We start from the raw sequence: 22,017 nt of genomic DNA on the forward strand, positions 1-22,017 counted from the left end.
CTCAGAGTTAAGTGACGATAGCCTAGGAGATACACCTGTACCCATGCCGAACACAGAAGTTAAGCCCTAGAACGCCGGAAGTAGTTGGGGGTTGCCCCCTGTGAGATATGGAAGTCGCTTAGCTTTAGGGAGTTTAGCTCAGCTGGGAGAGCATCTGCCTTACAAGCAGAGGGTCAGCGGTTCGATCCCGTTAACTCCCATTTAAGCGGGTGTAGTTTAGTGGTAAAACTACAGCCTTCCAAGCTGTTGTCGCGAGTTCGATTCTCGTCACCCGCTTTGAACTTTGTTCAATTACCAAGTTTTTTAACTTGGGCGCGTAGCTCAGGTGGTTAGAGCGCACGCCTGATAAGCGTGAGGTCGGTGGTTCGAGTCCACTCGTGCCCATAAAGTTTGGTCCGTTGGTCAAGGGGTTAAGACACCGCCTTTTCACGGCGGTAACACGGGTTCGAATCCCGTACGGACTATTTTGGAGGATTACCCAAGTCCGGCTGAAGGGAACGGTCTTGAAAACCGTCAGGCGTGTAAAAGCGTGCGTGGGTTCGAATCCCACATCCTCCTTTTCTATTAACGCGGGATGGAGCAGCTCGGTAGCTCGTCGGGCTCATAACCCGAAGGTCGTAGGTTCAAATCCTGCTCCCGCAATAAGGCTCGGTAGCTCAGTTGGTAGAGCAATGGATTGAAGCTCCATGTGTCGGCGGTTCGATTCCGTCTCGCGCCATTTATATATTTTGGAAGGGTAGCGAAGAGGCTAAACGCGGCGGACTGTAAATCCGCTCCTTCGGGTTCGGGGGTTCGAATCCCTCCCCTTCCATTTTACGGGCATAGTTTAAAGGTAGAACTAAGGTCTCCAAAACCTTCAGTGTGGGTTCAATTCCTACTGCCCGTGTTAATAGAATTATGGCGGGTGTGGTGAAGTGGTTAACACACCAGATTGTGGCTCTGGCATGCGTGGGTTCGATCCCCATCACTCGCCTATTTTATATTATTGGGGTATAGCCAAGCGGTAAGGCAAGGGACTTTGACTCCCTCATGCGTTGGTTCGAATCCAGCTACCCCAGTTACTATTTGCCGGCGTGGCGGAATTGGCAGACGCGCTGGACTCAAAATCCAGTGTCCGCAAGGACGTGCCGGTTCGACCCCGGCCGCCGGTATAGTATTAAAGACAAGGTTTTCGGACCTTGTCTTTTTCTTTTATTTGTTGAATTTGTAACGCTGAGTTACTTAAAATTACTAGTTTTATAACAAATCATCTAATTTATCCGCTAATTTTTGTTGCTTGCTTGGATACAAATGAGAGTATGTATCTATTGTTGTAGTTATAGAAGCATGTCCTAATCTTTCTTTTACGACAAGATAATCTTCTCCTTGGTTTATTAGTAGGGAAGCATGTGAATGCCTGAAGTCATGAATTCTTATTTTTTTTAAAGAACTATCTCTTTGTAATATTTTTTTATATTGTTTTTCGATTGAATCCTTAGTTATCGTAATCGGGCTATTTTGAAATATCTGTAGATCATCTAGGTTGGTTGTAAATTCTTTTAATCTTTCATGCTGTGTTTGCCTCCATTCTTCTAGTGTCTCCACTAGTTTGGTGTTCATGATGATTCTTCGGGTTCCAGCTTTTGTCTTTGTACTACTAATGTGTTCTTCACCTTTTTTAACGTATATTGATTTACTTACATGGATTGTATTTGTAGAAAACTCTATGTCCTTCCACGTTAGAGCAAGAGCTTCTCCGAGTCTTAGACCAGTAAAAAATAGAACTGTGAATAGTAATTTTATATTGTATTCATCGTTGCTAAATAGTGTTAAGAAATGCTTAAATTCTTTTACTGTCCAGAAATTTAATTTTACTTTTTCTATGGGTAATTTTTTCAGTAATCCTACGGGATGTTCCTTGTAAAATCCCTTTCTTAATCCAACATCCAGAATTTTCTTTAGTAAAATTATAATTTTATTAATAGTGTTTGGACTTAGCTTCTTTTCTGAGTTTTGAGTATTTTTATCTCTTAGATGTTCTCTGAATTGATAGATATCTTCATAAGTTAATTTAGCTACATCATCAACTTTTTCAAAATAGTTTTTTATATGCCTGTTATAGTTGTTTTCTTGTGTATCTATATAGCTTTGTTTTCTGTTGTTTATTCTATCCTCTTCTTTTAAGAGATCATAAAGGATATCAATTGATATTTTTGAGTTGAAACTTTTTTCTTTAAGTTCGACACTTCGTAAGTATTGTTCGGCCTCCAATGCTTCTTTTTTAGTTTTGAATCCTTTTCTTACAATTCTACGTTGTTTTAGAGATATTGGATTTATACCATTGGAAACATCAACAATCCAAGTTCCGTCTCTACTTTTACGTAAAGCCATAAGCTACGCTTCTTTCTGGAGTTCAATTCCTAATAGTTCTTCTGCGACACTGGCTGGAATTGTACCAATCCTTTTGTTATCGTAGATGTTAAAACCACGATTCACTAATAGTAATTTGCCGGTATGGATAATCTTTCTTGCAGTTCCTGGAGCAAATCCAAGTTCGATAAGGTCATCTTTTGTTACAGTTTTAATCATGTGATCTCCTTTTCTAATTAGATTAACTAAGGGGAGGATTAACTCCCCTTGTATTTTACTTATTTTTGTTTTACATCTACTAAATGGATAGCATCAGCCTTGTAATACATTGTCGTGCTAATCATAGTAGCTTGTAAATTGTCAAATGTAACTGGTACTTCATCCATTGCTTGGATATAGTCATTATCAACCAAGGCATCTGGATTGTCTACTGAGACTTGGGTTGATTTCTTTTTGAATTGTCCATCCTTGATTGTTACATTGTATTTCCAACCAATGATTTTATCGGTATTAAAACGTCTTTCGCTACCATCTCGGTTTTTGATAATTTCTCCGTTTGCATCTGCTCGGACTTCCGTTTCAAATTTTGGAATGACTTCATCCAATTCAAATTTTGTTCCAATGTTATTAAAATTCCAGTCATTTTGTGAAAGCATTTTTGCCATAGTTAATTTCTCCTTTTAATATTTTCTTTGATTGTAGGGATCAAATCCTCTCGTTTAAAGAGTATTGCTCTTTCTATTAATCCACTTGCTAAATCTGGTGGATATTCCATATTGTTGAGTGCGAGATAGTTAGCTTTCTCATACTCATGCAGTAAGTTATTGTCGTATAGAAATTTATACGCTTTTAGAATAGCTCCTGAACCTTTATAGGTAAACCATTCTAATTTTTGTTCTAGTTCTGTTTTTGATTTTGAAATAATGATAGAGACGGGTTTTGAATGGCCTAAAAACTTTTCCCAAGATCTCAAAGGTTTTGAGAAATAGCTATCACTATAGAACCTCACTTTTTCTTTGAGATATCCCTTGGTAAAGTTGAGAAGATCTATTTCTGAATGCAACCATTCTTGAATGAAGTAGTGAGCTTTTTCTTTCCTAAGTTCTAACTCAGTTCTTATCCAATTTTCTATATACCGCTTGCTGATACCGAGCTTCTCAGCTCGTTCTAAGCGTTTATCGTAAATTCTAAGTCTTTCGTCATCATTGGGTTTTCTCAAATATAAGGTCTGGCCGATTGTTTCATCTCCGTAGGTATTGTAGTAGGTGCTTTTTCCATATATAAAGCGTTTCTTCTGACAAATCTTTAGAAGCTGATTAGGAGTGAAATAGGGTGTTTCATTAAAATCATCTATTGCAATATCAATTCGTCTTACTGAAAAATGATTGTAATTGTAGTAGAGGTTGTTCAAAAACTGTCTTTCGGACAGACTATTTGGATCTAATACCATATCTCTATAGAACTCGAGTGCCTGTCCTGACATGACAAGCATGTAGGACGACTCTTTCGCTCCATAGTAGATACGGATATTCCCATAATGAAGCTGGCTATCATAGTTATAGTATTTAAGGCTCCCTTTATTCTCAATAAATAGGTCATAGTCAAGAAATAGAATGTCTTCGATTATTTCTCTTGGCGAAAATTCAGTCTTATCAAACTGAATTTGAATCCAGTCAAATACAGAACGTAAATGTTCATTTTTTGCCATAGATTTTGATTCAACTTTTTGCTTAATTTTGCCACCCTTAAAATCTCCGAAACCCTTGGAAATACTGAATTCTTTCGATGGTACACCTAACTTGCAGAGGGTGGTGTTACTACACACCCTATCGGTCAAAAATGGTCCGTCCGCATCTACGCTCATTTTCGGCTTTCTGCCTCATGGCTCAGCCGAAAACTCGCTATTAGCCGAACCTATTTTTTGACCTCTTGTTAACAAACCCTAGTAAGCCGGTTTGCATCGACTCTTCAATATCTTGGATTTTCTTTTTTAGGTTGGAATTCTCAATTTTTATCAGTCGCATTTCTCGCTTAAATTCCTGTTTTAAGGCGCTCAGTTCATCGTAGAGCTCATCTATTACTTGGTTTAGGGATTCATGTTCATTGTCTGCTAGACTCCCAAATACGGCTTGTATAGCCTCTTTTAGACCTATTTCAAGTTTTAGTTTAGCTAACTTTTGAAATTGTCTAAGGTCTTCGTCTGTAAAATCATAGGCAACTGTATAACTTAATTGATGAGTTCTGGGATTTCTACTGATAGGAACTTTAATTTTCTTAAATTCCTTGCCACTTATCTCTTTAATCAGTTGAATCCAATTTTTAAGAGTAGAGGTAGAGTTTAGGCCAGAAATTTGATTGACTAACTCTTTATTGGTCATCTTTTTGTGAAACCTCCGAAATTTTCTTGTGCAACTGAAGAGTTTTCTGTGGTATAATTGTTACATAATATGTTTTGATCTTGGAACGAACGGCACATTTGTTTCAAGATTTTTTATTTTGTCGAATCCTACCTCCTTTATTAAAATTTTTTAAATCGACTACTAGTTACATACGCTTTTACCTCCTTTTATGCTATAATATTCTCAATGGAATATTCAATCTCAAAATAAATATTCCTTATGGAATAATTCTATTTTATACCGTTTAGAATATTTTGTCAAGCTAAAATATACGAATAAGAATATCTATAGGAGAATTATGTATACAGAGGATTATAAATTTTCAGAGAGGTTAAAAACTCTCAGAAAATCAAAAAAGTTAACTCAAGTACAAATATCGGAATTAATTGGAGTTCAACAAGGGACATATTCTCGGTGGGAGAATGGAACGTTAGAACCAGGATTAGAATTCGTTGTGAAATTAGCAAATATCTTTGGGACTACTACAGATTATTTGCTGGGACAAAAACCTTATTCAATTATCAGTAGTTTACCTCTAGAACAATTAGATCTTACCAATATTGCAAACTTTTCAAAGGATGAGTTTGATATTTTGAAACATTCAATAGCAGTTTCGGTGGCAAGAAATAAAATAAAGGCAACAGAACTAAAAGATAGAGTTATAGAAAAAAATCAGTTGTCAGAAAAAGATGCAGAACTTTTGAATAAGATTTTTGAAGAAGTTAAAACTTATTGGGAAAATTAGGAGGACGCTAGTCTTCAAAATTCCCTCCCAAAATGTGTCCAAAATATTGACAGAATTCTAGCTTTTCATTATAGTTCTTATGGAACTTTTTTTCTACAACAAAATAGGCTCCATAATATCCATAGGGGATTTACCCACTACAAATAGTATAGAGCCGGTTTTATTAATGTCCTGCATTTCCTAATAAGTTAACCATGACAACACCAATGATAATCAAAATTAAACCGATAATGCTATAAACATTTAGTGTTTCTTTGAAAATCATTACTGCGATAGAGGCTATCAAAACTAAACCGACAGCTGACCATGTTGCATAAGCTATTCCTACAGGAATTTTTTGCATTGCTAGTGATAAGAAATAGAAACAAACGCCATAGCTAAGTAGGGCAGAAACGGTTGGAATAGGCTTTGTAAAACCGTCTGATAATTTCAAAAGGTTAGTTCCCAATATCTCTCCTACAATGGCGATAAAAAGATAAAAGTATGACATGTCTTTAACCTCCTATATGTCATGTTTTTGCTCTAAGAGCTATTATAGCTATCCGTTTTTTATAAATCTTGGCACAAGTCATGAGAATTTGTAGTAAAACTGTGGCAGACACTTTTTCAGAACCAATAGCTGATAAGTTTATTATATCATAAAATAAATTTTAAAAAAAGTCTTGATTTATTTCAATGTCTTGCGTGGTCTCGATTTTACTGGTAAAATTACTTTTAAGAACTTTAAAAAAGAGGTTTCTATATTTGACAAAACAATGACTTGTTGTCCCGAATGTGGGCATCCTTTGGAGAAAAAATTTTTAAAAGATGAGGGAGATATTCCTTATTGTTCACAATGTGCGAGTTTTCGTTTTCCAGTCTTTAATACAGCAATTAGTGCGATTTTATTTAATGAAAAACATGATAAGATTCTCTTGATTAAGCAATATGACATGGCTGAGCATATTTTGCTAGCTGGTTATGTGTCTAATGATATTCACAACCAATTTCTACAATCATTAAAGGCAATTAATTTAGCCTCTCTTATTACGGATATGGGTAATAAAATTGCACAAAACTAGTCCAAAACTCTTTTTAATAAGGAGTATACTTTCTAGCATTTTATAGTTACTAAAAAGTATCTAAACTTTGGAAGTGATACTAAGTTTTAAAAAATATTATGGAAAAAAAGCTTATAAAATCAATATTTCTGAGATTTAAAACTAATAATATTAGACTCAAAATCCAGTGTCCGCAAGGACGTGCCGGTTCGACCCCGGCCGCCGGTATAGTATAGAGTTAAGGAACGTTGTAAATCTTCGTTCCTTTTTTATATTATTTTTGGTATAATAATAGTTATTCAAATTTTATTTAGATTATGAAAGTGTAGGGGAGTATGTCTCGTTCTATCGATTTATTAAAACATCGGTATTTGAAAAATATTAAAAAAAATGCTGAATTGTATGTCGGAATTGAGCTGGAATATCCTGTTGTAAATTTGGAAGGTGATGCTACAGATGTTGAAGTTATCAAACACTTATTCCGATATTTAGTTTCTGCTTTGGATTTTACTGTCGAAAAGGTAGATGATTTTGGGACTCCTATTCAGTTAGTGGAGCCAGTAAGTCAGGATACTATTTTATTTGAAGTTTCCTATACTACGATTGAGTTTGCATTTGGTAAGGCTGAAACGATACAAGAGGTTGAAGAACGTTTTAATATTTATATGGAAGCAATCCAGAAGAAGTTAGCTGAATCAAATCATGCTATTGTTGGCTGTGGTATTCATCCCAACTGGGATAAAAATGAGAATTGTCCAGTGGCTTATCCACGCTATCTGATGTTGATGGATTATTTGAATTTGAGTTGCAATGCGACTGAGTCAGACTTACATCATTTCCCTGAATATGGAGCTTTTATCTGTGGGAGTCAGGTCCAGCTGGATGTTTCAAAGTCTAACTACTTACGGGTGATTAATGCTTTTACCCAAATTGAAGCGTCTAAGGCGTATTTATTTGCCAATTCTGAGTTTTCAGGTGAGGATTGGGATACGAAAATTGCAAGGGATATTTTCTGGGAAGAATCGATGCATGGTATCTATCCAGAAAATGTCGGGGTCAATGCTAGACTCTTTAAAGATGAGGATGATTTTTTTGATTATCTAGATCATTCTGCAATTTTTACTGCGGAACGTGATGGACAAACCTATTATTTTTATCCGATTCAGGCTAGGGACTATTTAGCTACACCTGAAATACAAGCATTTTCTCTTAATTGGGAAGAGGTTCTTATTTCCCCTCAAGAGAAAGATTTTGAAACTCATCGTAGTTATCAGTACCAAAACTTAACGACTCGCGGAACAGTTGAGTTTCGTAGTGTGTGTACTCAACCTCTAGATAGAACCTTCGCTTCAGCAGCTTTTCACTTGGGATTGTTGGTTAATTTAGATAAGTTAGAAGCTTACTTAAGTACAGCACCTTTTTTTACAGCATTTGGCCGAAATTATAAGTTTTTAAGACGACAATTTTCTAAGAAAAAGCTTACAGATGAGGAGAAAACTGCGATTATAGAGTTTTCAAAAGACTTACTCCTGCTAGCTGAGGAAGGACTGGAGATGCGAAATAAGCAAGAAATGACCTATTTACAGCCTTTGAAAGAAGAATTGAGCCTATAATTTCTCTTATAAAAGGAGAATTTTCTGAAAAATCATGATATAATGGATGAGACTATAGATAAAGGATAGAGAGTAATGACATTAGTTTATCAATCAACGCGTGATGCCAACAATACAGTAACTGCCAGCCAAGCTATTTTGCAAGGTTTGGCGACGGACGGTGGTTTGTTTACACCGCTTACTTATCCAAAAGTAGATTTGGACTTTGACAAATTGAAAGATGCTTCTTATCAGGAAGTTGCTAAGCTTGTTTTGTCAGCCTTTTTAGATGACTTTACAGCTGAGGAGTTGGACTACTGTATCAACAATGCCTACGATAGCAAGTTTGATACTCCAGCTATCGCACCATTAGTGAAATTAGACGGGCAATATAACTTGGAATTGTTCCATGGTTCAACGATTGCCTTTAAGGATATGGCCTTGTCTATTTTGCCATACTTTATGACAACAGCTGCTAAGAAGCATGGTTTGGAGAACAAGATTGTCATCTTAACAGCGACATCTGGTGATACTGGGAAAGCTGCTATGGCAGGGTTTGCGGATGTTCCTGGTACTGAGATTATCGTCTTTTATCCAAAGGATGGTGTCAGCAAGGTACAAGAGCTGCAAATGACTACTCAGGCTGGCGACAATACTCATGTTATCGCCATTGACGGTAACTTTGACGATGCGCAAACCAACGTGAAGCATATGTTTAATGATGTGGCCCTTCGTGAAAAGTTGGCTACCAATAAACTGCAATTTTCATCAGCAAACTCTATGAACATTGGTCGTTTGGTACCACAGATTGTTTATTATGTTTATGCCTACGCTCAGTTGGTCAAGTCTGGTGAGATTGTAGCTGGTGAACAGATCAACTTCACAGTACCAACAGGAAACTTTGGAAATATCTTGGCTGCCTTTTATGCTAAACAAATTGGTCTGCCAGTTGGCAAATTAATCTGTGCTTCGAATGACAATAATGTTTTAACTGACTTCTTTAAAACACGTATTTACGACAAGAAACGTGAGTTTAAGGTAACGACTAGTCCATCTATGGATATCTTGGTATCTTCAAACTTGGAGCGTTTGATTTTCCATCTTTTGGGGAATGATGCGGTTAAGACAGCTGAACTCATGAATGCCTTGAGTACACAAGGACAATATGAATTGACAGACTTTGATGCTGAGATTCTGGAACTCTTCGCAGCTGAATATGCGACTGAGGAAGAAACGGCAGCAGAAATCAAACGTGTTTATGATACAGATGCCTATATCGAGGACCCTCATACGGCGGTTGCCTCAGCTGTTTATAGAAAATACCAAGCGGCTACTGGCGATGCGACTAAGACAGTCATTGCTTCAACAGCTAGTCCATACAAGTTCCCAGTGGTTGCAGTAGAAGCTGTAACAGGAAAAGCAGGCTTGACAGACTTTGAAGCTTTGGCTCAATTACATGACATTTCAGGAGTGGCAGTGCCACCAGCGGTTGATGGCCTTGAAACAGCGCCAGTTCGTCATAAAACAACAGTGGCTGCTGTTGACATGCAAGCAGCGGTTGAAGCTTATTTAGGGCTTTAAGACAGAGGGAGTAAACTCGGTTGGGAAACCAACTGAGTTTCTTTTCATCAGGAGGAAGGATTGTTTAAGAAAAATAAAGACATTCTTAATATTGCCTTGCCAGCTATGGGCGAAAATTTTTTGCAGATGCTCATGGGGATGGTGGATAGTTACTTAGTAGCCCACTTGGGCTTGATAGCTATTTCGGGTGTATCAGTAGCTGGCAATATTATCACGATTTATCAGGCGATTTTCATAGCTCTGGGAGCTGCTATTTCCAGTGTTATTTCAAAGAGTTTAGGGGAGAAGAATCAGTCTAAGCTAGCCTACCATGTGACTGAGGCGTTGAAGATTACTTTACTAGTAAGTTTCCTTTTAGGAGCTTTGTCTATCTTCGCTGGGCAAGAGATGATAGGACTTTTGGGAACTGAGAAGGCTGTGGCTGAGAGTGGAGGACTCTATCTTTCTTTAGTGGGTGGTTCGATTCTTCTTTTGGGATTAATGACTAGTCTGGGTGCCTTAATTCGTGCAACACATAATCCGCGTCTGCCTCTTTATGTCAGCCTCTTGTCAAATGCCTTGAATATTCTCTTTTCCAGTCTAGCTATTTTTGTACTGGATATGGGGATAGCGGGTGTTGCTTGGGGGACTATTCTGTCTCGTTTGGTTGGTCTTGTGATTTTGTGGTCACGATTAAAACTTCCTTATACGAAACCGACTTTTGGTTTAGATAAGGAACTGTTGACCTTGGCTTTACCAGCAGCTGGAGAGCGGCTTATGATGCGGGCTGGAGATGTCGTTATCATTGCCTTGGTTGTTTCTTTCGGGACGGAGGCAGTGGCTGGAAATGCGGTCGGAGAAGTCTTGACCCAGTTTAACTACATGACTGCCTTTGGCGTTGCTACGGCAACGGTTATGTTGGTAGCCCGAGCAGTTGGGGAGGATGATTGGAAAAGAGTAGCTGGTTTGAGTAAGCAAACCTTTTGGCTTTCTCTGCTTCTCATGTTGCCTTTGACCTTCAGTATCTATGCCTTAGGAATACCACTAACTCATCTCTATACGACTGATCCTTTAGCGGTTGAGGCCAGTGTTCTAGTGACACTTTTTTCACTACTTGGTACTCCTATGACGACAGGAACAGTCATCTATACAGCAGTCTGGCAGGGTTTGGGCAATGCTCGGCTTCCCTTTTATGCGACAAGTATAGGAATGTGGTGTATCCGCATTGGAACAGGATATCTGATGGGGATTGTGCTTGGTTGGGGCTTGCCTGGTATTTGGGCTGGAACCCTTTTGGATAATGGTTTTCGCTGGTTATTTCTACGCTACCGCTACCAGCGTTATATGAGCTTGAAAGGATAGGAAATGCAAAAAGCAGCTTTTATTTGGGATTTAGACGGGACTTTATTGGACTCTTATGAAGCGATTTTATCAGGGATTGAGGAGACTTTTGCTCAGTTTTCTATTCCTTATGATAAGGAGAAAGTGAGAGAGTTTATCCTCAAGTATTCGGTGCAGGATTTGCTTGTGCGGGTGGCAGAAGAGAGAAAACTGGATGTGGCAGTGCTCAATCAGGTGCGTGCCCAGAGTTTGGCTGAAAAGAATGCTCAGGTAGCCTTGATGGCAGGGGCGCGTGAAGTGTTGGCTTGGGCAGACCAAGTAGGGATTCGGAACTTTGTTTACACTCATAAGGGAGACAATGCTTTTACCATTCTCAGAGACTTGGGATTGGAATCCTATTTTACAGAGATTTTAACCAGTCAGAGTGGCTTTGCTCGTAAACCTAGTTCAGAAGCGGCTACCTATCTGTTAGACAAGTATCAGTTGGATCCTGAGAAGACCTATTATATAGGAGATCGGACTCTGGATGTGGAATTTGCCCAGAATAGTGGGATTCAAAGTATCAACTTTTTAGAGTCGACTTATGAAGGGAATCATAGGATTCAAGAACTAGCAGATATTACTCGCATTTTTGGGGATTGGGAACGATAAGATTGTGTCAGTTTTGTGACAGTGACCTAACAAACTATTTCAAGTAACCGAGTTTGTTACAAGGAATAGACAGTTCTGTTAAATAGGCCCGAGAGGGCTTTTTTTTCTGCTCTTTTTGTGTTATCATAGACAGGTACTCATTTGAAAGGAATTTGAAAGAATGAAGAAAAGAATATTATTAGCATCAACAGTAGCCTTGTCATTTGTCCCAGTATTGGCAACTCAAGCAGAAGAAGTTCTTTGGACTGCACGTAGTGTTGAGCAAATCCAAAACGATTTGACTAAAACGGACAACAAAACAAGTTATACAGTTCAGTATGGTGATACCTTGAGCACCATTGCAGAAGCCTTGGGTGTAGATGTCACAGTTCTTGCGAATTTGAATAAAATCACTAATATGGACTTGATTTTCCCAGAAACTGTTTTGATAACGACTGTCAATGAAGCAGAAGAGGTAACGGAAGTTGAAATCCAAACTCCTCAAGCAGACTCTAGTGAAGAAGTGACAACTGCGACAGCAGATTTGACAACCAATCAAGTGACGGTTGATGATCAAACTGTTCAGGTTGCAGATCTTTCTCAACCAATTGCAGAAGCGCCAAAAGCGATAGAAACTACAAGTACAAGAGAAGTAGCATCAAGTTCAGAAGTTGCAGAGACAGTTGCTACTGCAGAAGAAGTAGCACCATCTACAAATACTTCAACGTCAGAGGAGCAAACAGCCGAAACAAGTAGTGCAGAAGCAGCTCCTCAGGCAACGACTTCAGCTGAGAAGCAGGAAACACAAGCCAGCCCTCAAGCTGTTTCAACAGTGGAAGAAACTACAACTCCAGTAGAAGAAAAAACAACAGAAACAACTGCAACAAGTTCAGAAGAAGCAAAAGAAGTCTCATCAAATGATGCTACAACAGTAGTTTCTACTTATCAACCAGAAGAGAAGAAAACAGTTGCAACAACTTACGCAGCTCCAGCAGCGCCCGATTATGCTGGACTTGCGGTAGCGAAATCTGAAAATGCAGGCCTTCAACCACAAACAGCTGCCTTTAAAGAAGAAATCGCCAACTTGTTTGGCATCACATCCTTTAGTGGTTACCGTCCAGGAGACAGTGGAGATCACGGAAAAGGTTTGGCTATCGACTTTATGGTACCAGAAAGCTCAGAACTAGGGGATAAGATTGCAGAATATGCAATCAAAAATATGGCTAGTCGTGGAATTAGTTACATCATCTGGAAACAACGTTTCTATGCTCCATTCAATAGTATATATGGACCAGCCAACACTTGGAATCCAATGCCGGACCGTGGTAGCGTGACAGAGAACCACTATGACCACGTTCACGTTTCAATGAATGGATAAACCTGACTTTGTAATATCATTTTGACGAATGAGATCTAGCTTTCGTGATAGAAAGCGATTCTCGTTCGTTTTTTCTTTGTCATACTCTTCGAAAATCTCTTCAAACCACGTCAGTTTTATCTGCAACCTCAAAGCTGTGCTTTGAGCAACCTACGGCTAGCTTCCTAGTTTGCTCTTTGATTTTCATTGAGTATTAATATGAATGGAAAGTTAGCATCTTGTAATAATCTAAGCATAATTTTTGCAATCTATTTGACTTTGCATTATAATTGATTAGTCAATTATTGATAAGTCAATAAAAAGGAGGAAGAAATGTTAAAGATTCAAGATTTACTTTATCAACTCCGCTTGTCTGAGCAAGTGAGTACGCAATTGTTTGAAAAAAAGCTTGGGATTAGTTTGACACGGTATCATATTTTACTGTTTTTGCTGGAGAATTCTCCCTGTAATCAAATGGGAGTTCAGGAGCGTTTGAAGATTGATCAGGCTGCTTTGACCCGACATTTTAAAATTCTGGAAAAGGAAGATTTGGTGGAGCGTCATCGTAATCCTGAAAATCAGCGAGAAGTGTTGGTAGAGGCTACGAAGTATGCCAAGGAGCAGTTAGTGGTGAATCCCCCTCTGAAGCATATCAAGATTAAGGAAGAGATGGAAAGTATCTTAACAGAGTCTGAAAGAACAGAACTCAGCCGTTTATTAAATAAATTGGTTTTGGGTATTGAAAATATAGAAATTTAAGGAGAAATAGATGTCAATTATTACAATCATTTTAACAACGATTGTTGCTTTGGAGCATTTTTACATTTTTTATTTGGAAAGTATTGCAACGCAATCAGATGCAACCAGTCGAGTATTTAACATGGAAAAGGAAGAACTGGCTCGTCCGTCTGTAAGTTCATTGTTTAAAAATCAAGGGATTTATAATGCTCTGTTAGGAGTCTTTCTCTTGTATGGGATTTATTTCTCACAGAATTTAGAAATTGTGACTATTTTTGTTTTATTTGTGATTGGTGCTGCGGCTTATGGCTCTCTCACAGCAGATAAGAAAATTATTTTGAAGCAAGGTGGACCAGCTATTTTGGCCTTGATTAGTATTCTTCTCTTTAAATAAACTTTAATGCCGGTCTGATCCTCTCTAGTCCTTTTCACTCCAGAATAAGGGAAATATGTTATACTTGTTTTTAAGAAAATAGTTTCATGGAATTGGTTGTAAGGAGTTAGAAATGAAAGTATTAGTGACAGGTTTTGAGCCCTTTGGAGGGGAAAAGGTTAATCCAGCCTTGGAGGCCATTAAAGGTTTACCAGCTGAAATCCATGGTGCTGAGGTCCGTTGGTTAGAAGTGCCAACAGTCTTTCACAAATCGGCCCAAGTATTGGAAGAAGAGATGAACCGTTATCAACCTGACTTTGTCCTTTGTATTGGGCAAGCAGGTGGAAGATCTAGCTTAACACCTGAACGAGTAGCCATTAACCAAGACGATGCACGCATTCTTGATAACGAAGGGAATCAACCGATTGATCTTCCCATTCGCTCAGATGGTGCTTCGGCCTATTTTAGTAGTTTGCCGATTAAAGCGATGGTTCAAGCTATAAAAAAAGAGGGCTTGCCGGCCTCTGTTTCCAATACTGCAGGGACTTTTGTCTGCAATCATTTGATGTATCAGGTCCTCTATTTGGCAGAAAAGAAATTTCCATATGTTAAGGCAGGTTTTATGCATATTCCTTATATGATGGAACAGGTGGTGAATCGACCGACCACTCCAGCTATGAGTTTAGTGGATATTAGGCGAGGGATAGAAGCGGCAATCGGCGCCATGATAGAACATGGAGATCAGGACCTCAAGTTGGTAGGCGGAGAAACTCATTGATAGAAAAAAGCTTGAGGGGAAAAACCTTCAAGCTTTTGGACGTTTTCGAGCCAGTACTGCTCGGTAGAAAATTATTTTATTGATTTGAATGTAGGGTAGGAGTGAGAAACTAGCAATCCCAAAGGTAATCCAATTGAGGAAATACCAAGGAAGGAGTTGTAAGTCTAGGACAAAGCGTTGAAATTTGTAGCCTTTCATCAGGAAACGGCTGGTCTTAAGGATTTGTCCTGGTTTGGCTTGTCCTAAGTCTAGGGTGTCACAGAGGAGAAATTCTACCTGCGAATAGGCATAGTATTGTGGAATATAGAGACTATTTCCGACAATCATCAAGAGGATACTTGCTAGAAAGTAAAGACCAAAGGTCATGAGGAAACGTTCAGTTTCAACTGACGAGAGATCCAGATTAGGGAACTCAGGGTGAAGGGCAACGAATTTCTTTGCTAGAAAGCTACTGTAAAAGAGGAAGTAAATCCCGAGTAAACTAGGAATGCTCCATAAGAAGAGATAGAAGCGTTTGAGAAGGAGAGTCAAAAAGGTTTGTGAAAAGTGCTCTTCGTTAAAGAGAATGAGACTATTTTTGACTGATAGTTCTGTATCTTGATTCTTGATGAGTTTCAGAGTTGTATAAACTGAACTGGTTAGAAGTATTGTTCCTATAAAGGAGACTAATAGAGGAAAAAGGTAGGCTTGGAATACATGACCAAACACGCTTAAAAAGGGTTGTTCTAAAACACTCTCGTTGATGCGCTCTAAGGGATTGAGGAAGCCAGACAAAATGACCAGCATGCTAGGTAAGAGATAGACGAGAAAGAGGCGGGGATTTTCAGCCTGAAATTGTCTGGCTTGCAGACGAATGGTTTTTAAATCAATTTTTGGGTATTTCATTCTCTCATTATACCATAGTTCGTGACAGTTCCTACTTTTTTTGATAAAATCATACAGTATGCCCTTGGGCACAAAGTATGAACTGGGACTGTCTTTCCCAGCTTCGGAGGTAAAAAATGTCAGATTCACCAATCAAATATCGTTTGATTAAGAAAGAAAAACACACAGGAGCTCGTCTGGGAGAAATCATCACACCCCATGGTACCTTCCCGACACCTATGTTTATGCCGGTTGGGACACAAGCCACTGTCAAAACTCAGTCGCCTGAAGAATTGAAGGAGATGGGTTCGGGAATTATCCTGTCAAACACTTATCATCTCTGGCTTCGCCCTGGTGATGAACTCATTGCTCGTGCAGGTGGTCTCCACAAGTTCATGAATTGGGACCAGCCTATCTTGACAGATAGTGGTGGTTTCCAGGTTTATTCTCTAGCAGATAGTCGCAATATCACAGAAGAAGGGGTAACCTTTAAAAACCATCTCAATGGTTCTAAGATGTTCCTATCACCAGAAAAGGCCATCTCTATTCAGAACAATCTAGGTTCAGATATCATGATGTCTTTTGATGAATGTCCTCAGTTTTATCAACCATACGACTATGTTAAGAAATCAATCGAGCGTACAAGCCGTTGGGCTGAGCGTGGTTTGAAGGCTCACCGTCGTCCACATGACCAAGGTTTGTTTGGGATTGTACAGGGGGCAGGATTTGAAGACTTGCGTCGCCAATCGGCTCATGACCTTGTAAGCATGGACTTCCCAGGTTACTCTATCGGTGGTTTGGCGGTGGGAGAAACCCACGAAGAGATGAATGCAGTCTTGGACTTCACAACCCAACTGCTACCTGAAAATAAACCTCGCTATTTGATGGGTGTGGGAGCGCCAGATAGCTTGATTGATGGGGTGATTCGTGGTGTAGATATGTTTGACTGTGTCTTGCCGACTCGTATCGCTCGTAATGGAACTTGTATGACCAGTCAAGGTCGTTTGGTTGTCAAAAATGCTCAGTTTGCTGAGGACTTTACGCCACTAGATCCTGAGTGTGATTGCTACACATGTAAGAACTATACACGCGCTTATCTTCGTCACCTGCTCAAGGCTGATGAAACCTTTGGTATCCGATTGACGAGTTATCACAATCTTTACTTCTTGCTTAACCTGATGAAGCAAGTGCGACAAGCCATCATGGATGACAATCTCTTAGAATTCCGTGAGTATTTTGTTGAAAAATACGGCTATAATAAATCAGGTCGTAATTTTTAAACTGGAATTGATATAAGCTAAAAATCCTAAGTTTTCTCTTGGGATTTTTCTTCTTTTTTTGATAGAATAAAGTGTATAATGAAAGGGAGAATAAACTCGTATGCGTATTAAATGGTTTTCCTTGATTAGGATTACAGGTTTACTTTTGGTACTCTTGTATCACTTCTTTCAGACGATCTTTCCTGGAGGATTTTTCGGGGTAGATGTCTTTTTTACATTTTCAGGTTTCCTGATTACAGCTCTACTCATCGAAGAATTTTCTAAAAATCATGAGATTGACTTGATAGGATTTTTTAGGAGACGCTTTTATCGGATTGTGCCACCTGTGGTTTTGATGGTTTTGGTGACCATGCCTTTTACTTTCTTGGTTCGCCAAGACTATGTGGCTGGAATTGGGGGTCAGATTGCGGGTGTCTTAGGCTTCATGACCAACTTCTATGAAATGCTAACAGGTGGGAGTTATGAATCTCAGTTCATTCCTCATTTGTTTGTTCATAATTGGAGTCTGGCTGTTGAGGTGCACTACTATATTCTTTGGGGGTTGGCAGTTTGGTTCTTATCTAAGCAGGCTAAATCAAATGGTCAGTTGAGAGGAATGGTCTTTCTCTTATCTGCTGCTGCCTTCTTGATCAGCTTCTTCTCCATGTTTATCGGTAGTTTTCTAGTAACCTCTTATTCCTCTGTTTACTTCTCTAGTTTAACTCATGTCTATCCATTCTTTTTGGGAAGTATCTTAGCAACGATTGTAGGCGTTCGTCAAACGACTTCCCTAGTTAAGCAGTTGGATAAAATCTGGGATTTACGCAAGACTCTTTTAGTTTTTGCAGGAGGTTTTGGCTTCTTACTCATTTTGACCTTCTTTGTCAAATTTACCTATCTCTTTGCCTATCTTATGGGCTTCTTGCTTGCCAGCCTTGCAGCTCTTGCTATGATTCTGGCGGCGCGTGTCTTACATGAAAAGACTCCTAACATGCAGGAGCCAAAGATTATCAGCTTTTTAGCGGATACTAGCTATGCGGTTTATCTTTTCCATTGGCCTTTCTATATTATTTTCTCACAGTTGACATCAAATTTTCTTGCTGTGTTACTGACTTTGATTTGTTCTTATGGATTCGCCAGTCTTTCATTTTATGTGTTGGAACCTTGGATTGCAGGAAAGAACACCCCTGTTTTACAAACCCTTCGTCCCCTGCCTCATATTCACACAATCCTTGCAGCAAGTACAGGAATCTTGGCCTTCATTGTCTTCTTAGTAACTCTGTTGGCACCACAAGTGGGAGCTTTTGAGACAGACTTAACTGTCAATGGCTTGAAGCAAGCTGCAACAAATATTAACCAGACCAAGGTAATGACAGAACGGGCAGAAGCTGATAGTTTAGGAATTGCTGATGGCACTATGTTAATTGGTGACTCGGTGGCTTTAAGGGCAAATACAGCCCTGCAGACAGCCCTTCCTGGAGCACAGATTAACGCGCAGGTCAGCAGAACAACCAAGACTGCCAATGAAATCATGCTCAACAATAGCCAGAATAAATTTTTACCTAAGATGGTGGTCATTGCGACAGGGGTAAATAATCCTGAAAATTACAAGGAAGATTGGGATAGTATCGTAAAAAATCTTCCTAAGGGCCACCATATGGTTTTGGTGACTCCTTATGAGGGGGATAAGACAAAAGAGACCTATGCAATCGTTGAGAAGGCGGCTGCCTATATGAGAGAATTGGCAGAGAAAACTCCTTACATTACGATAGCAGATTGGAATCAAGCTGCTAAGGAACATCCAGAAATTTGGACTGGGACAGACCAAGTCCATTTTGGAAGTGACAATAGTAAAATTGAAGCAGGAGCTAAATTGTATGCAGATACCATTGCTGCAGCCTTGCAAACAGCTCAAGACAAGCCGGTTAAATCAAAATAACTTGTATTAAAAAGAGAAGAGCTGGAGAAATCCAGCTCTTTTAAAATATATCTAGAAAACAGGTCTATACCATTTACAAATGAATCAGAAAGGTTTATAATGTAATTGACATAATAAATATCAAAAGTAATCTTTTAAGGAGGTCATTATTATGCCTAATTACGTTAAAGCGGATCAGTTTTTCTATCCATTTGGCATTCGTCGCGGTGGGTACTTAGAACTTGTTGATGGCAAATTTGGGAAACATGTGGATCAAATTCCTGAAGGAGCAGAGGTTCTTGACTATACTGGTTATAGCATTGCACCAGGTCTTGTGGATACTCATATTCATGGATATGCAGGTGTAGATGTGATGGACAACAACATTGAAGGTACATTGCATACTATGAGTGAAGGACTTCTTAGTACCGGTGTTACCAGTTTCTTGCCCACAACTTTAACAGCCACTTATGAGCAATTGCTTGCAGTCACTGAAAATCTTGGAAACCATTATAAAGAAGCAACAGGTGCTAAGATTCGTGGGATTTATTATGAAGGTCCATATTTCACAGAAACTTTTAAGGGGGCACAAAATCCAACTTATATGAGAGACCCGGGTGTTGAGGAGTTTCATTCTTGGCAGGATGCTGCAAAAGGGATGCTAAATAAAATCGCTATTGCACCAGAACGTGATGGGGTGGAAGATTTTGTACGTACTATTACAGGTGAAGGTGTGACAGTTGCACTTGGACACTCAGATGCGACATTTGAACAAGCTAAGAAGGCAGTTGATGCTGGAGCTAGTGTATGGGTACATGCCTATAATGGGATGCGTGGTTTAACACACCGCGAACTAGGTATGGTAGGAGCTATGTATGAGCTCCCACATACTTATGCAGAATTGATCTGTGATGGTTATCACGTAGATCCAAAAGCTTGTGAGATTTTACTTAAGCAAAAGGGGACAGAAAACATCGCTCTTATTACGGACTGTATGACAGCTGGTGGGCTTGAAGACGGTGACTATATGTTGGGAGAATTCCCTGTTGTAGTAGCAAATGGAACTGCACGTCTCAAATCTACTGGTAATTTGGCAGGTTCTATCCTCAAACTCAAGGACGGTTTGAAGAATGTGGTCGAATGGGGAATTGCGAATCCGCATGAAGCAGTCATGATGGCCAGCCTCAACCCAGCTAAATCTGTTCACATTGATGATGTCTGTGGCCAAATCCGTGAAGGTTATGATGCGGACTTTATCGTATTAGATAAAGATTTGGAATTGGTAGCAACCTACCTAGACGGTGTGAAACGTTATCAAGCATAAGAGAGAAAGCAGAAGCTAGAGATTAGCTTCTGTTTTTTTATCTATATTGCTTTACCAGTAAATAAAAAAGTTAAAAAAATCACAAAAAAACTTGAACAAACAAATGAGAAGGCTTACAATAATGTTATAAATAGTACAAATAAAAAAACGGAGGAATGCTTTATGAAAGCCTATACTTATGTTAAACCAGGACTTGCTTCTTTTGTTGATGTAGACAAACCAGTGATTCGCAAGCCAACAGACGCTATTGTGCGTATCGTAAAAACTACTATTTGTGGAACAGACCTCCATATTATCAAAGGGGATGTTCCTGCTTGCCAAAGTGGTACCATTCTTGGTCACGAAGGGATTGGGATTGTTGAAGAAGTTGGAGAAGGAGTTTCGAATTTCAAAAAAGGCGACAAGGTCTTGATTTCTTGTGTCTGTGCCTGTGGTAAATGCTACTACTGTAAAAAAGGAATTTATGCCCATTGTGAAGACGAAGGGGGCTGGATTTTCGGTCACTTGATTGACGGTATGCAGGCTGAATATCTACGTGTCCCTCACGCAGATAACACTCTTTACCATACTCCAGAAGACTTGTCAGATGAAGCCTTGGTTATGCTATCAGACATTCTACCTACTGGATATGAAATTGGTGTCTTAAAAGGGAAAGTAGAACCTGGTTGTAGTGTAGCCATTATTGGTTCAGGACCTGTTGGATTGGCTGCTCTTTTGACAGCCCAATTCTATTCACCAGCTAAATTGATTATGGTGGACTTAGACGATAACCGCTTGGAAACTGCTGTATCATTTGGTGCGACTCATAAGATTAATTCTTCAGACCCTGAAAAAGCTATTAAAGAAATTTATGATTTGACAGATGGACGTGGTGTGGATGTCGCTATCGAAGCTGTTGGTATTCCTGCAACATTTGATTTCTGTCAAAAGATTATCGGTGTAGACGGAACAGTTGCCAACTGTGGTGTGCATGGTAAACCAGTTGAATTCGATTTAGATAAACTTTGGATTCGCAACATCAATGTAACAACTGGTTTGGTATCTACAAATACAACTCCACAATTGTTGAAAGCTCTTGAAAGTCATAAGATTGAACCAGAAAAATTGGTAACTCACTATTTCAAACTAAGTGAAATTGAAAAAGCCTATGAAGTTTTCAGTAAAGCAGCAGACCATCATGCAATCAAAGTCATTATTGAAAACGATATTTCTGAAGCCTAGGTAGTAAAAAGATTTTGGAATACAAGCAAATAGAAATTCAGTCATCCATCAGATGGCTGGATTTTTTATCAAAAAATTAAGAAATGAGCATATTTCTTTCCTTGTTTGGCGGAATTGGTTATAATATACGGTACAAAGGAATGAATGAATATGTATCGTGTTATAGAAATGTACGGAGATTTTGAACCTTGGTGGTTCTTAGAAGGTTGGGAAGAAGATATTGTAGCTAGTAAGAAATTTGACCAGTATTATGATGCTCTCAAATACTATAAAACTTGCTGGTTTAAATTGGAACAAGAATCCCCTCTTTATAAAAGCAGAAGTGACTTGATGACCATTTTCTGGGATCCGGAAGACCAACGCTGGTGTGATGAATGTGATGAGTATTTACAACAATACCATTCTCTGGCTCTTTTACAGGATGAGCAGGTTATTCCAGACGAAAAACTACGCCCAGGCTATGAAAAACAAACAGGTAAGGAAAGGCACCGTTCTTGCCGTATGAAATTAAAATAGAGAAAAAGTAACT

The 22,017-nt window shown here is 39.0% G+C and carries 22 protein-coding genes, 12 tRNA genes and 1 rRNA gene; 28 read left to right on the forward strand and 7 right to left on the reverse strand.

Translation table 11 applies throughout. From position 1 onward, the window contains the following. Positions 1-7 precede the first annotated feature (7 nt). The 13 genes from rrf (at position 8) to QM956_RS09575 (ending at position 1,151) form a co-directional block, all read left to right on the forward strand. Positions 8-123 (forward strand): 5S ribosomal RNA (gene rrf / locus QM956_RS09515). 4 nt (positions 124-127) lie between these two features. Beyond that, positions 128-200 (forward strand) — tRNA-Val (locus QM956_RS09520). 5 nt (positions 201-205) lie between these two features. Then, positions 206-276: transfer RNA gene (locus tag QM956_RS09525), tRNA-Gly, on the forward strand. Between the two features lie 34 nt (positions 277-310). Further along, positions 311-384: transfer RNA gene (locus QM956_RS09530), tRNA-Ile, on the forward strand. Between the two features lie 8 nt (positions 385-392). Next, positions 393-464, forward strand: a tRNA-Glu gene (locus tag QM956_RS09535). Between the two features lie 4 nt (positions 465-468). After that, positions 469-558 (forward strand) — tRNA-Ser (locus QM956_RS09540). Between the two features lie 10 nt (positions 559-568). After that, positions 569-642 (forward strand) — tRNA-Met (locus QM956_RS09545). Between the two features lie 3 nt (positions 643-645). After that, positions 646-718, forward strand: a tRNA-Phe gene (locus QM956_RS09550). 12 nt (positions 719-730) lie between these two features. Continuing rightward, positions 731-811, forward strand: a tRNA-Tyr gene (locus tag QM956_RS09555). 4 nt (positions 812-815) lie between these two features. Next, positions 816-886 (forward strand) — tRNA-Trp (locus QM956_RS09560). Between the two features lie 14 nt (positions 887-900). After that, positions 901-973: transfer RNA gene (locus tag QM956_RS09565), tRNA-His, on the forward strand. A gap of 13 nt (positions 974-986) precedes the next feature. Continuing rightward, positions 987-1,058 (forward strand) — tRNA-Gln (locus tag QM956_RS09570). 9 nt (positions 1,059-1,067) lie between these two features. After that, positions 1,068-1,151 (forward strand) — tRNA-Leu (locus QM956_RS09575). Positions 1,152-1,236: 85 nt separating this feature from the next. Here the strand turns inward: QM956_RS09575 and QM956_RS09580 are convergent. From QM956_RS09580 to QM956_RS09600, 5 genes are read right to left on the reverse strand one after another with little or no spacing between them, the layout of a single operon-like run. Further along, positions 1,237-2,370 carry a tyrosine-type recombinase/integrase gene (locus tag QM956_RS09580; RefSeq protein ID WP_009732034.1) on the reverse strand — a complete coding sequence of 378 codons (1,134 nt, stop codon included), beginning with the start codon at positions 2,368-2,370 and terminating at the stop codon, positions 1,237-1,239. A gap of 3 nt (positions 2,371-2,373) precedes the next feature. Beyond that, entirely contained in the window at positions 2,374-2,568 is a 195-nt protein-coding gene (locus QM956_RS09585; protein ID WP_000598356.1) for a DUF3173 domain-containing protein, read from the reverse strand. A 59-nt stretch (positions 2,569-2,627) separates the two neighbouring features. Continuing rightward, the gene (locus QM956_RS09590; RefSeq protein ID WP_001096843.1) at positions 2,628-3,014 is read right to left on the reverse strand and encodes a hypothetical protein; all 387 of its coding nucleotides are present in this window, start codon (positions 3,012-3,014) and stop codon (positions 2,628-2,630) included. Between the two features lie 2 nt (positions 3,015-3,016). Next, positions 3,017-4,213 (reverse strand): replication initiation factor domain-containing protein, encoded by a 1,197-nt coding sequence (locus tag QM956_RS09595; RefSeq protein ID WP_045616578.1) that lies wholly within the window; start codon positions 4,211-4,213, stop codon positions 3,017-3,019. Between the two features lie 40 nt (positions 4,214-4,253). Beyond that, positions 4,254-4,727, reverse strand: a complete 474-nt coding sequence (locus QM956_RS09600) for a hypothetical protein (protein WP_000182279.1) — start codon at positions 4,725-4,727, stop codon at positions 4,254-4,256. Positions 4,728-5,046: 319 nt separating this feature from the next. Between QM956_RS09600 and QM956_RS09605 the strand changes: the two genes are divergently transcribed. Then, positions 5,047-5,493 (forward strand): helix-turn-helix transcriptional regulator, encoded by a 447-nt coding sequence (locus QM956_RS09605; RefSeq protein WP_000287814.1) that lies wholly within the window; start codon positions 5,047-5,049, stop codon positions 5,491-5,493. Between the two features lie 163 nt (positions 5,494-5,656). On the opposite strand, the gene QM956_RS09610 is transcribed toward QM956_RS09605, so the two are convergent. Further along, on the reverse strand, positions 5,657-5,983 hold the full coding sequence (locus QM956_RS09610) for a DMT family transporter (RefSeq protein WP_049518302.1): 327 nt from the start codon (positions 5,981-5,983) through the stop codon (positions 5,657-5,659). Between the two features lie 172 nt (positions 5,984-6,155). On the opposite strand from QM956_RS09610, the gene QM956_RS09615 reads away from it, so the two are divergent. The 9 genes from QM956_RS09615 to pcp all read left to right on the forward strand — a co-directional run bounded on the left by QM956_RS09615 (position 6,156) and on the right by pcp (position 14,902). Further along, positions 6,156-6,554 (forward strand): FmdB family zinc ribbon protein, encoded by a 399-nt coding sequence (locus QM956_RS09615; RefSeq protein ID WP_009732039.1) that lies wholly within the window; start codon positions 6,156-6,158, stop codon positions 6,552-6,554. Between the two features lie 314 nt (positions 6,555-6,868). Next, complete coding sequence (locus tag QM956_RS09620; RefSeq protein ID WP_261241035.1) at positions 6,869-8,146, forward strand: glutamate-cysteine ligase family protein; 1,278 nt, start codon at positions 6,869-6,871, stop codon at positions 8,144-8,146. 75 nt (positions 8,147-8,221) lie between these two features. Then, positions 8,222-9,706 (forward strand): threonine synthase, encoded by a 1,485-nt coding sequence (thrC, locus tag QM956_RS09625; protein ID WP_414302468.1) that lies wholly within the window; start codon positions 8,222-8,224, stop codon positions 9,704-9,706. Between the two features lie 60 nt (positions 9,707-9,766). Beyond that, the gene (locus QM956_RS09630; protein ID WP_414302469.1) at positions 9,767-11,047 is read left to right on the forward strand and encodes an MATE family efflux transporter; all 1,281 of its coding nucleotides are present in this window, start codon (positions 9,767-9,769) and stop codon (positions 11,045-11,047) included. Between the two features lie 3 nt (positions 11,048-11,050). Continuing rightward, positions 11,051-11,677 carry an HAD family hydrolase gene (locus QM956_RS09635; RefSeq protein ID WP_414302470.1) on the forward strand — a complete coding sequence of 209 codons (627 nt, stop codon included), beginning with the start codon at positions 11,051-11,053 and terminating at the stop codon, positions 11,675-11,677. A gap of 160 nt (positions 11,678-11,837) precedes the next feature. Beyond that, positions 11,838-13,034, forward strand: coding sequence for a LysM peptidoglycan-binding domain-containing protein (locus QM956_RS09640; protein ID WP_414302471.1), 1,197 nt, complete (start codon positions 11,838-11,840; stop codon positions 13,032-13,034). Between the two features lie 312 nt (positions 13,035-13,346). Next, positions 13,347-13,772 (forward strand): MarR family winged helix-turn-helix transcriptional regulator, encoded by a 426-nt coding sequence (locus tag QM956_RS09645; RefSeq protein WP_414302472.1) that lies wholly within the window; start codon positions 13,347-13,349, stop codon positions 13,770-13,772. 10 nt (positions 13,773-13,782) lie between these two features. Further along, positions 13,783-14,145, forward strand: coding sequence for a DUF1304 domain-containing protein (locus QM956_RS09650; protein ID WP_414302473.1), 363 nt, complete (start codon positions 13,783-13,785; stop codon positions 14,143-14,145). Positions 14,146-14,257: 112 nt separating this feature from the next. Next, positions 14,258-14,902 carry a pyroglutamyl-peptidase I gene (gene pcp / locus QM956_RS09655; protein ID WP_414302474.1) on the forward strand — a complete coding sequence of 215 codons (645 nt, stop codon included), beginning with the start codon at positions 14,258-14,260 and terminating at the stop codon, positions 14,900-14,902. 27 nt (positions 14,903-14,929) lie between these two features. On the opposite strand, the gene QM956_RS09660 is transcribed toward pcp, so the two are convergent. Further along, positions 14,930-15,787: a DUF975 family protein gene (locus tag QM956_RS09660; protein WP_414302475.1), complete on the reverse strand. Its 858-nt coding sequence runs from the start codon at positions 15,785-15,787 to the stop codon at positions 14,930-14,932. Positions 15,788-15,903: 116 nt separating this feature from the next. Between QM956_RS09660 and tgt the strand changes: the two genes are divergently transcribed. The 5 genes from tgt (at position 15,904) to QM956_RS09685 (ending at position 22,004) form a co-directional block, all read left to right on the forward strand. Beyond that, a complete protein-coding gene (tgt, locus tag QM956_RS09665; protein WP_001285237.1) occupies positions 15,904-17,046 on the forward strand; it encodes a tRNA guanosine(34) transglycosylase Tgt in 1,143 nt (380 codons plus the stop codon). A gap of 100 nt (positions 17,047-17,146) precedes the next feature. Further along, positions 17,147-18,964, forward strand: a complete 1,818-nt coding sequence (locus QM956_RS09670; protein WP_414302476.1) for an acyltransferase family protein — start codon at positions 17,147-17,149, stop codon at positions 18,962-18,964. 151 nt (positions 18,965-19,115) lie between these two features. Further along, the gene (nagA, locus tag QM956_RS09675) at positions 19,116-20,267 is read left to right on the forward strand and encodes an N-acetylglucosamine-6-phosphate deacetylase (protein ID WP_176139655.1); all 1,152 of its coding nucleotides are present in this window, start codon (positions 19,116-19,118) and stop codon (positions 20,265-20,267) included. 162 nt (positions 20,268-20,429) lie between these two features. Next, entirely contained in the window at positions 20,430-21,488 is a 1,059-nt protein-coding gene (locus QM956_RS09680; RefSeq protein ID WP_000649459.1) for a zinc-dependent alcohol dehydrogenase family protein, read from the forward strand. Between the two features lie 150 nt (positions 21,489-21,638). Further along, on the forward strand, positions 21,639-22,004 hold the full coding sequence (locus tag QM956_RS09685) for a DUF1033 family protein (protein WP_045606653.1): 366 nt from the start codon (positions 21,639-21,641) through the stop codon (positions 22,002-22,004). Positions 22,005-22,017 lie beyond the last annotated feature (13 nt).

It is taken from the genome of Streptococcus mitis (assembly GCF_047460035.1).
GTDB lineage: Bacteria > Bacillota > Bacilli > Lactobacillales > Streptococcaceae > Streptococcus > Streptococcus mitis_DW.

Coding starts and splice junctions, on each gene's coding strand:
- QM956_RS09590 (WP_001096843.1), bottom strand. CDS start 3,014: ATGGCAAAAATGCTTTCACAAAATGACTGGAATTTTAATAACATTGGA.
- QM956_RS09645 (WP_414302472.1), top strand. CDS start 13,347: ATGTTAAAGATTCAAGATTTACTTTATCAACTCCGCTTGTCTGAGCAA.
- QM956_RS09620 (WP_261241035.1), top strand. CDS start 6,869: ATGTCTCGTTCTATCGATTTATTAAAACATCGGTATTTGAAAAATATT.
- QM956_RS09610 (WP_049518302.1), bottom strand. CDS start 5,983: ATGTCATACTTTTATCTTTTTATCGCCATTGTAGGAGAGATATTGGGA.
- QM956_RS09685 (WP_045606653.1), top strand. CDS start 21,639: ATGTATCGTGTTATAGAAATGTACGGAGATTTTGAACCTTGGTGGTTC.
- QM956_RS09600 (WP_000182279.1), bottom strand. CDS start 4,727: ATGACCAATAAAGAGTTAGTCAATCAAATTTCTGGCCTAAACTCTACC.
- QM956_RS09680 (WP_000649459.1), top strand. CDS start 20,430: ATGAAAGCCTATACTTATGTTAAACCAGGACTTGCTTCTTTTGTTGAT.
- pcp (WP_414302474.1), top strand. CDS start 14,258: ATGAAAGTATTAGTGACAGGTTTTGAGCCCTTTGGAGGGGAAAAGGTT.
- nagA (WP_176139655.1), top strand. CDS start 19,116: ATGCCTAATTACGTTAAAGCGGATCAGTTTTTCTATCCATTTGGCATT.
- QM956_RS09595 (WP_045616578.1), bottom strand. CDS start 4,213: ATGAGCGTAGATGCGGACGGACCATTTTTGACCGATAGGGTGTGTAGT.
- QM956_RS09640 (WP_414302471.1), top strand. CDS start 11,838: ATGAAGAAAAGAATATTATTAGCATCAACAGTAGCCTTGTCATTTGTC.
- QM956_RS09635 (WP_414302470.1), top strand. CDS start 11,051: ATGCAAAAAGCAGCTTTTATTTGGGATTTAGACGGGACTTTATTGGAC.
- QM956_RS09650 (WP_414302473.1), top strand. CDS start 13,783: ATGTCAATTATTACAATCATTTTAACAACGATTGTTGCTTTGGAGCAT.
- QM956_RS09585 (WP_000598356.1), bottom strand. CDS start 2,568: ATGATTAAAACTGTAACAAAAGATGACCTTATCGAACTTGGATTTGCT.
- QM956_RS09605 (WP_000287814.1), top strand. CDS start 5,047: ATGTATACAGAGGATTATAAATTTTCAGAGAGGTTAAAAACTCTCAGA.
- thrC (WP_414302468.1), top strand. CDS start 8,222: ATGACATTAGTTTATCAATCAACGCGTGATGCCAACAATACAGTAACT.
- QM956_RS09580 (WP_009732034.1), bottom strand. CDS start 2,370: ATGGCTTTACGTAAAAGTAGAGACGGAACTTGGATTGTTGATGTTTCC.
- QM956_RS09660 (WP_414302475.1), bottom strand. CDS start 15,787: ATGAAATACCCAAAAATTGATTTAAAAACCATTCGTCTGCAAGCCAGA.
- QM956_RS09670 (WP_414302476.1), top strand. CDS start 17,147: ATGCGTATTAAATGGTTTTCCTTGATTAGGATTACAGGTTTACTTTTG.
- tgt (WP_001285237.1), top strand. CDS start 15,904: ATGTCAGATTCACCAATCAAATATCGTTTGATTAAGAAAGAAAAACAC.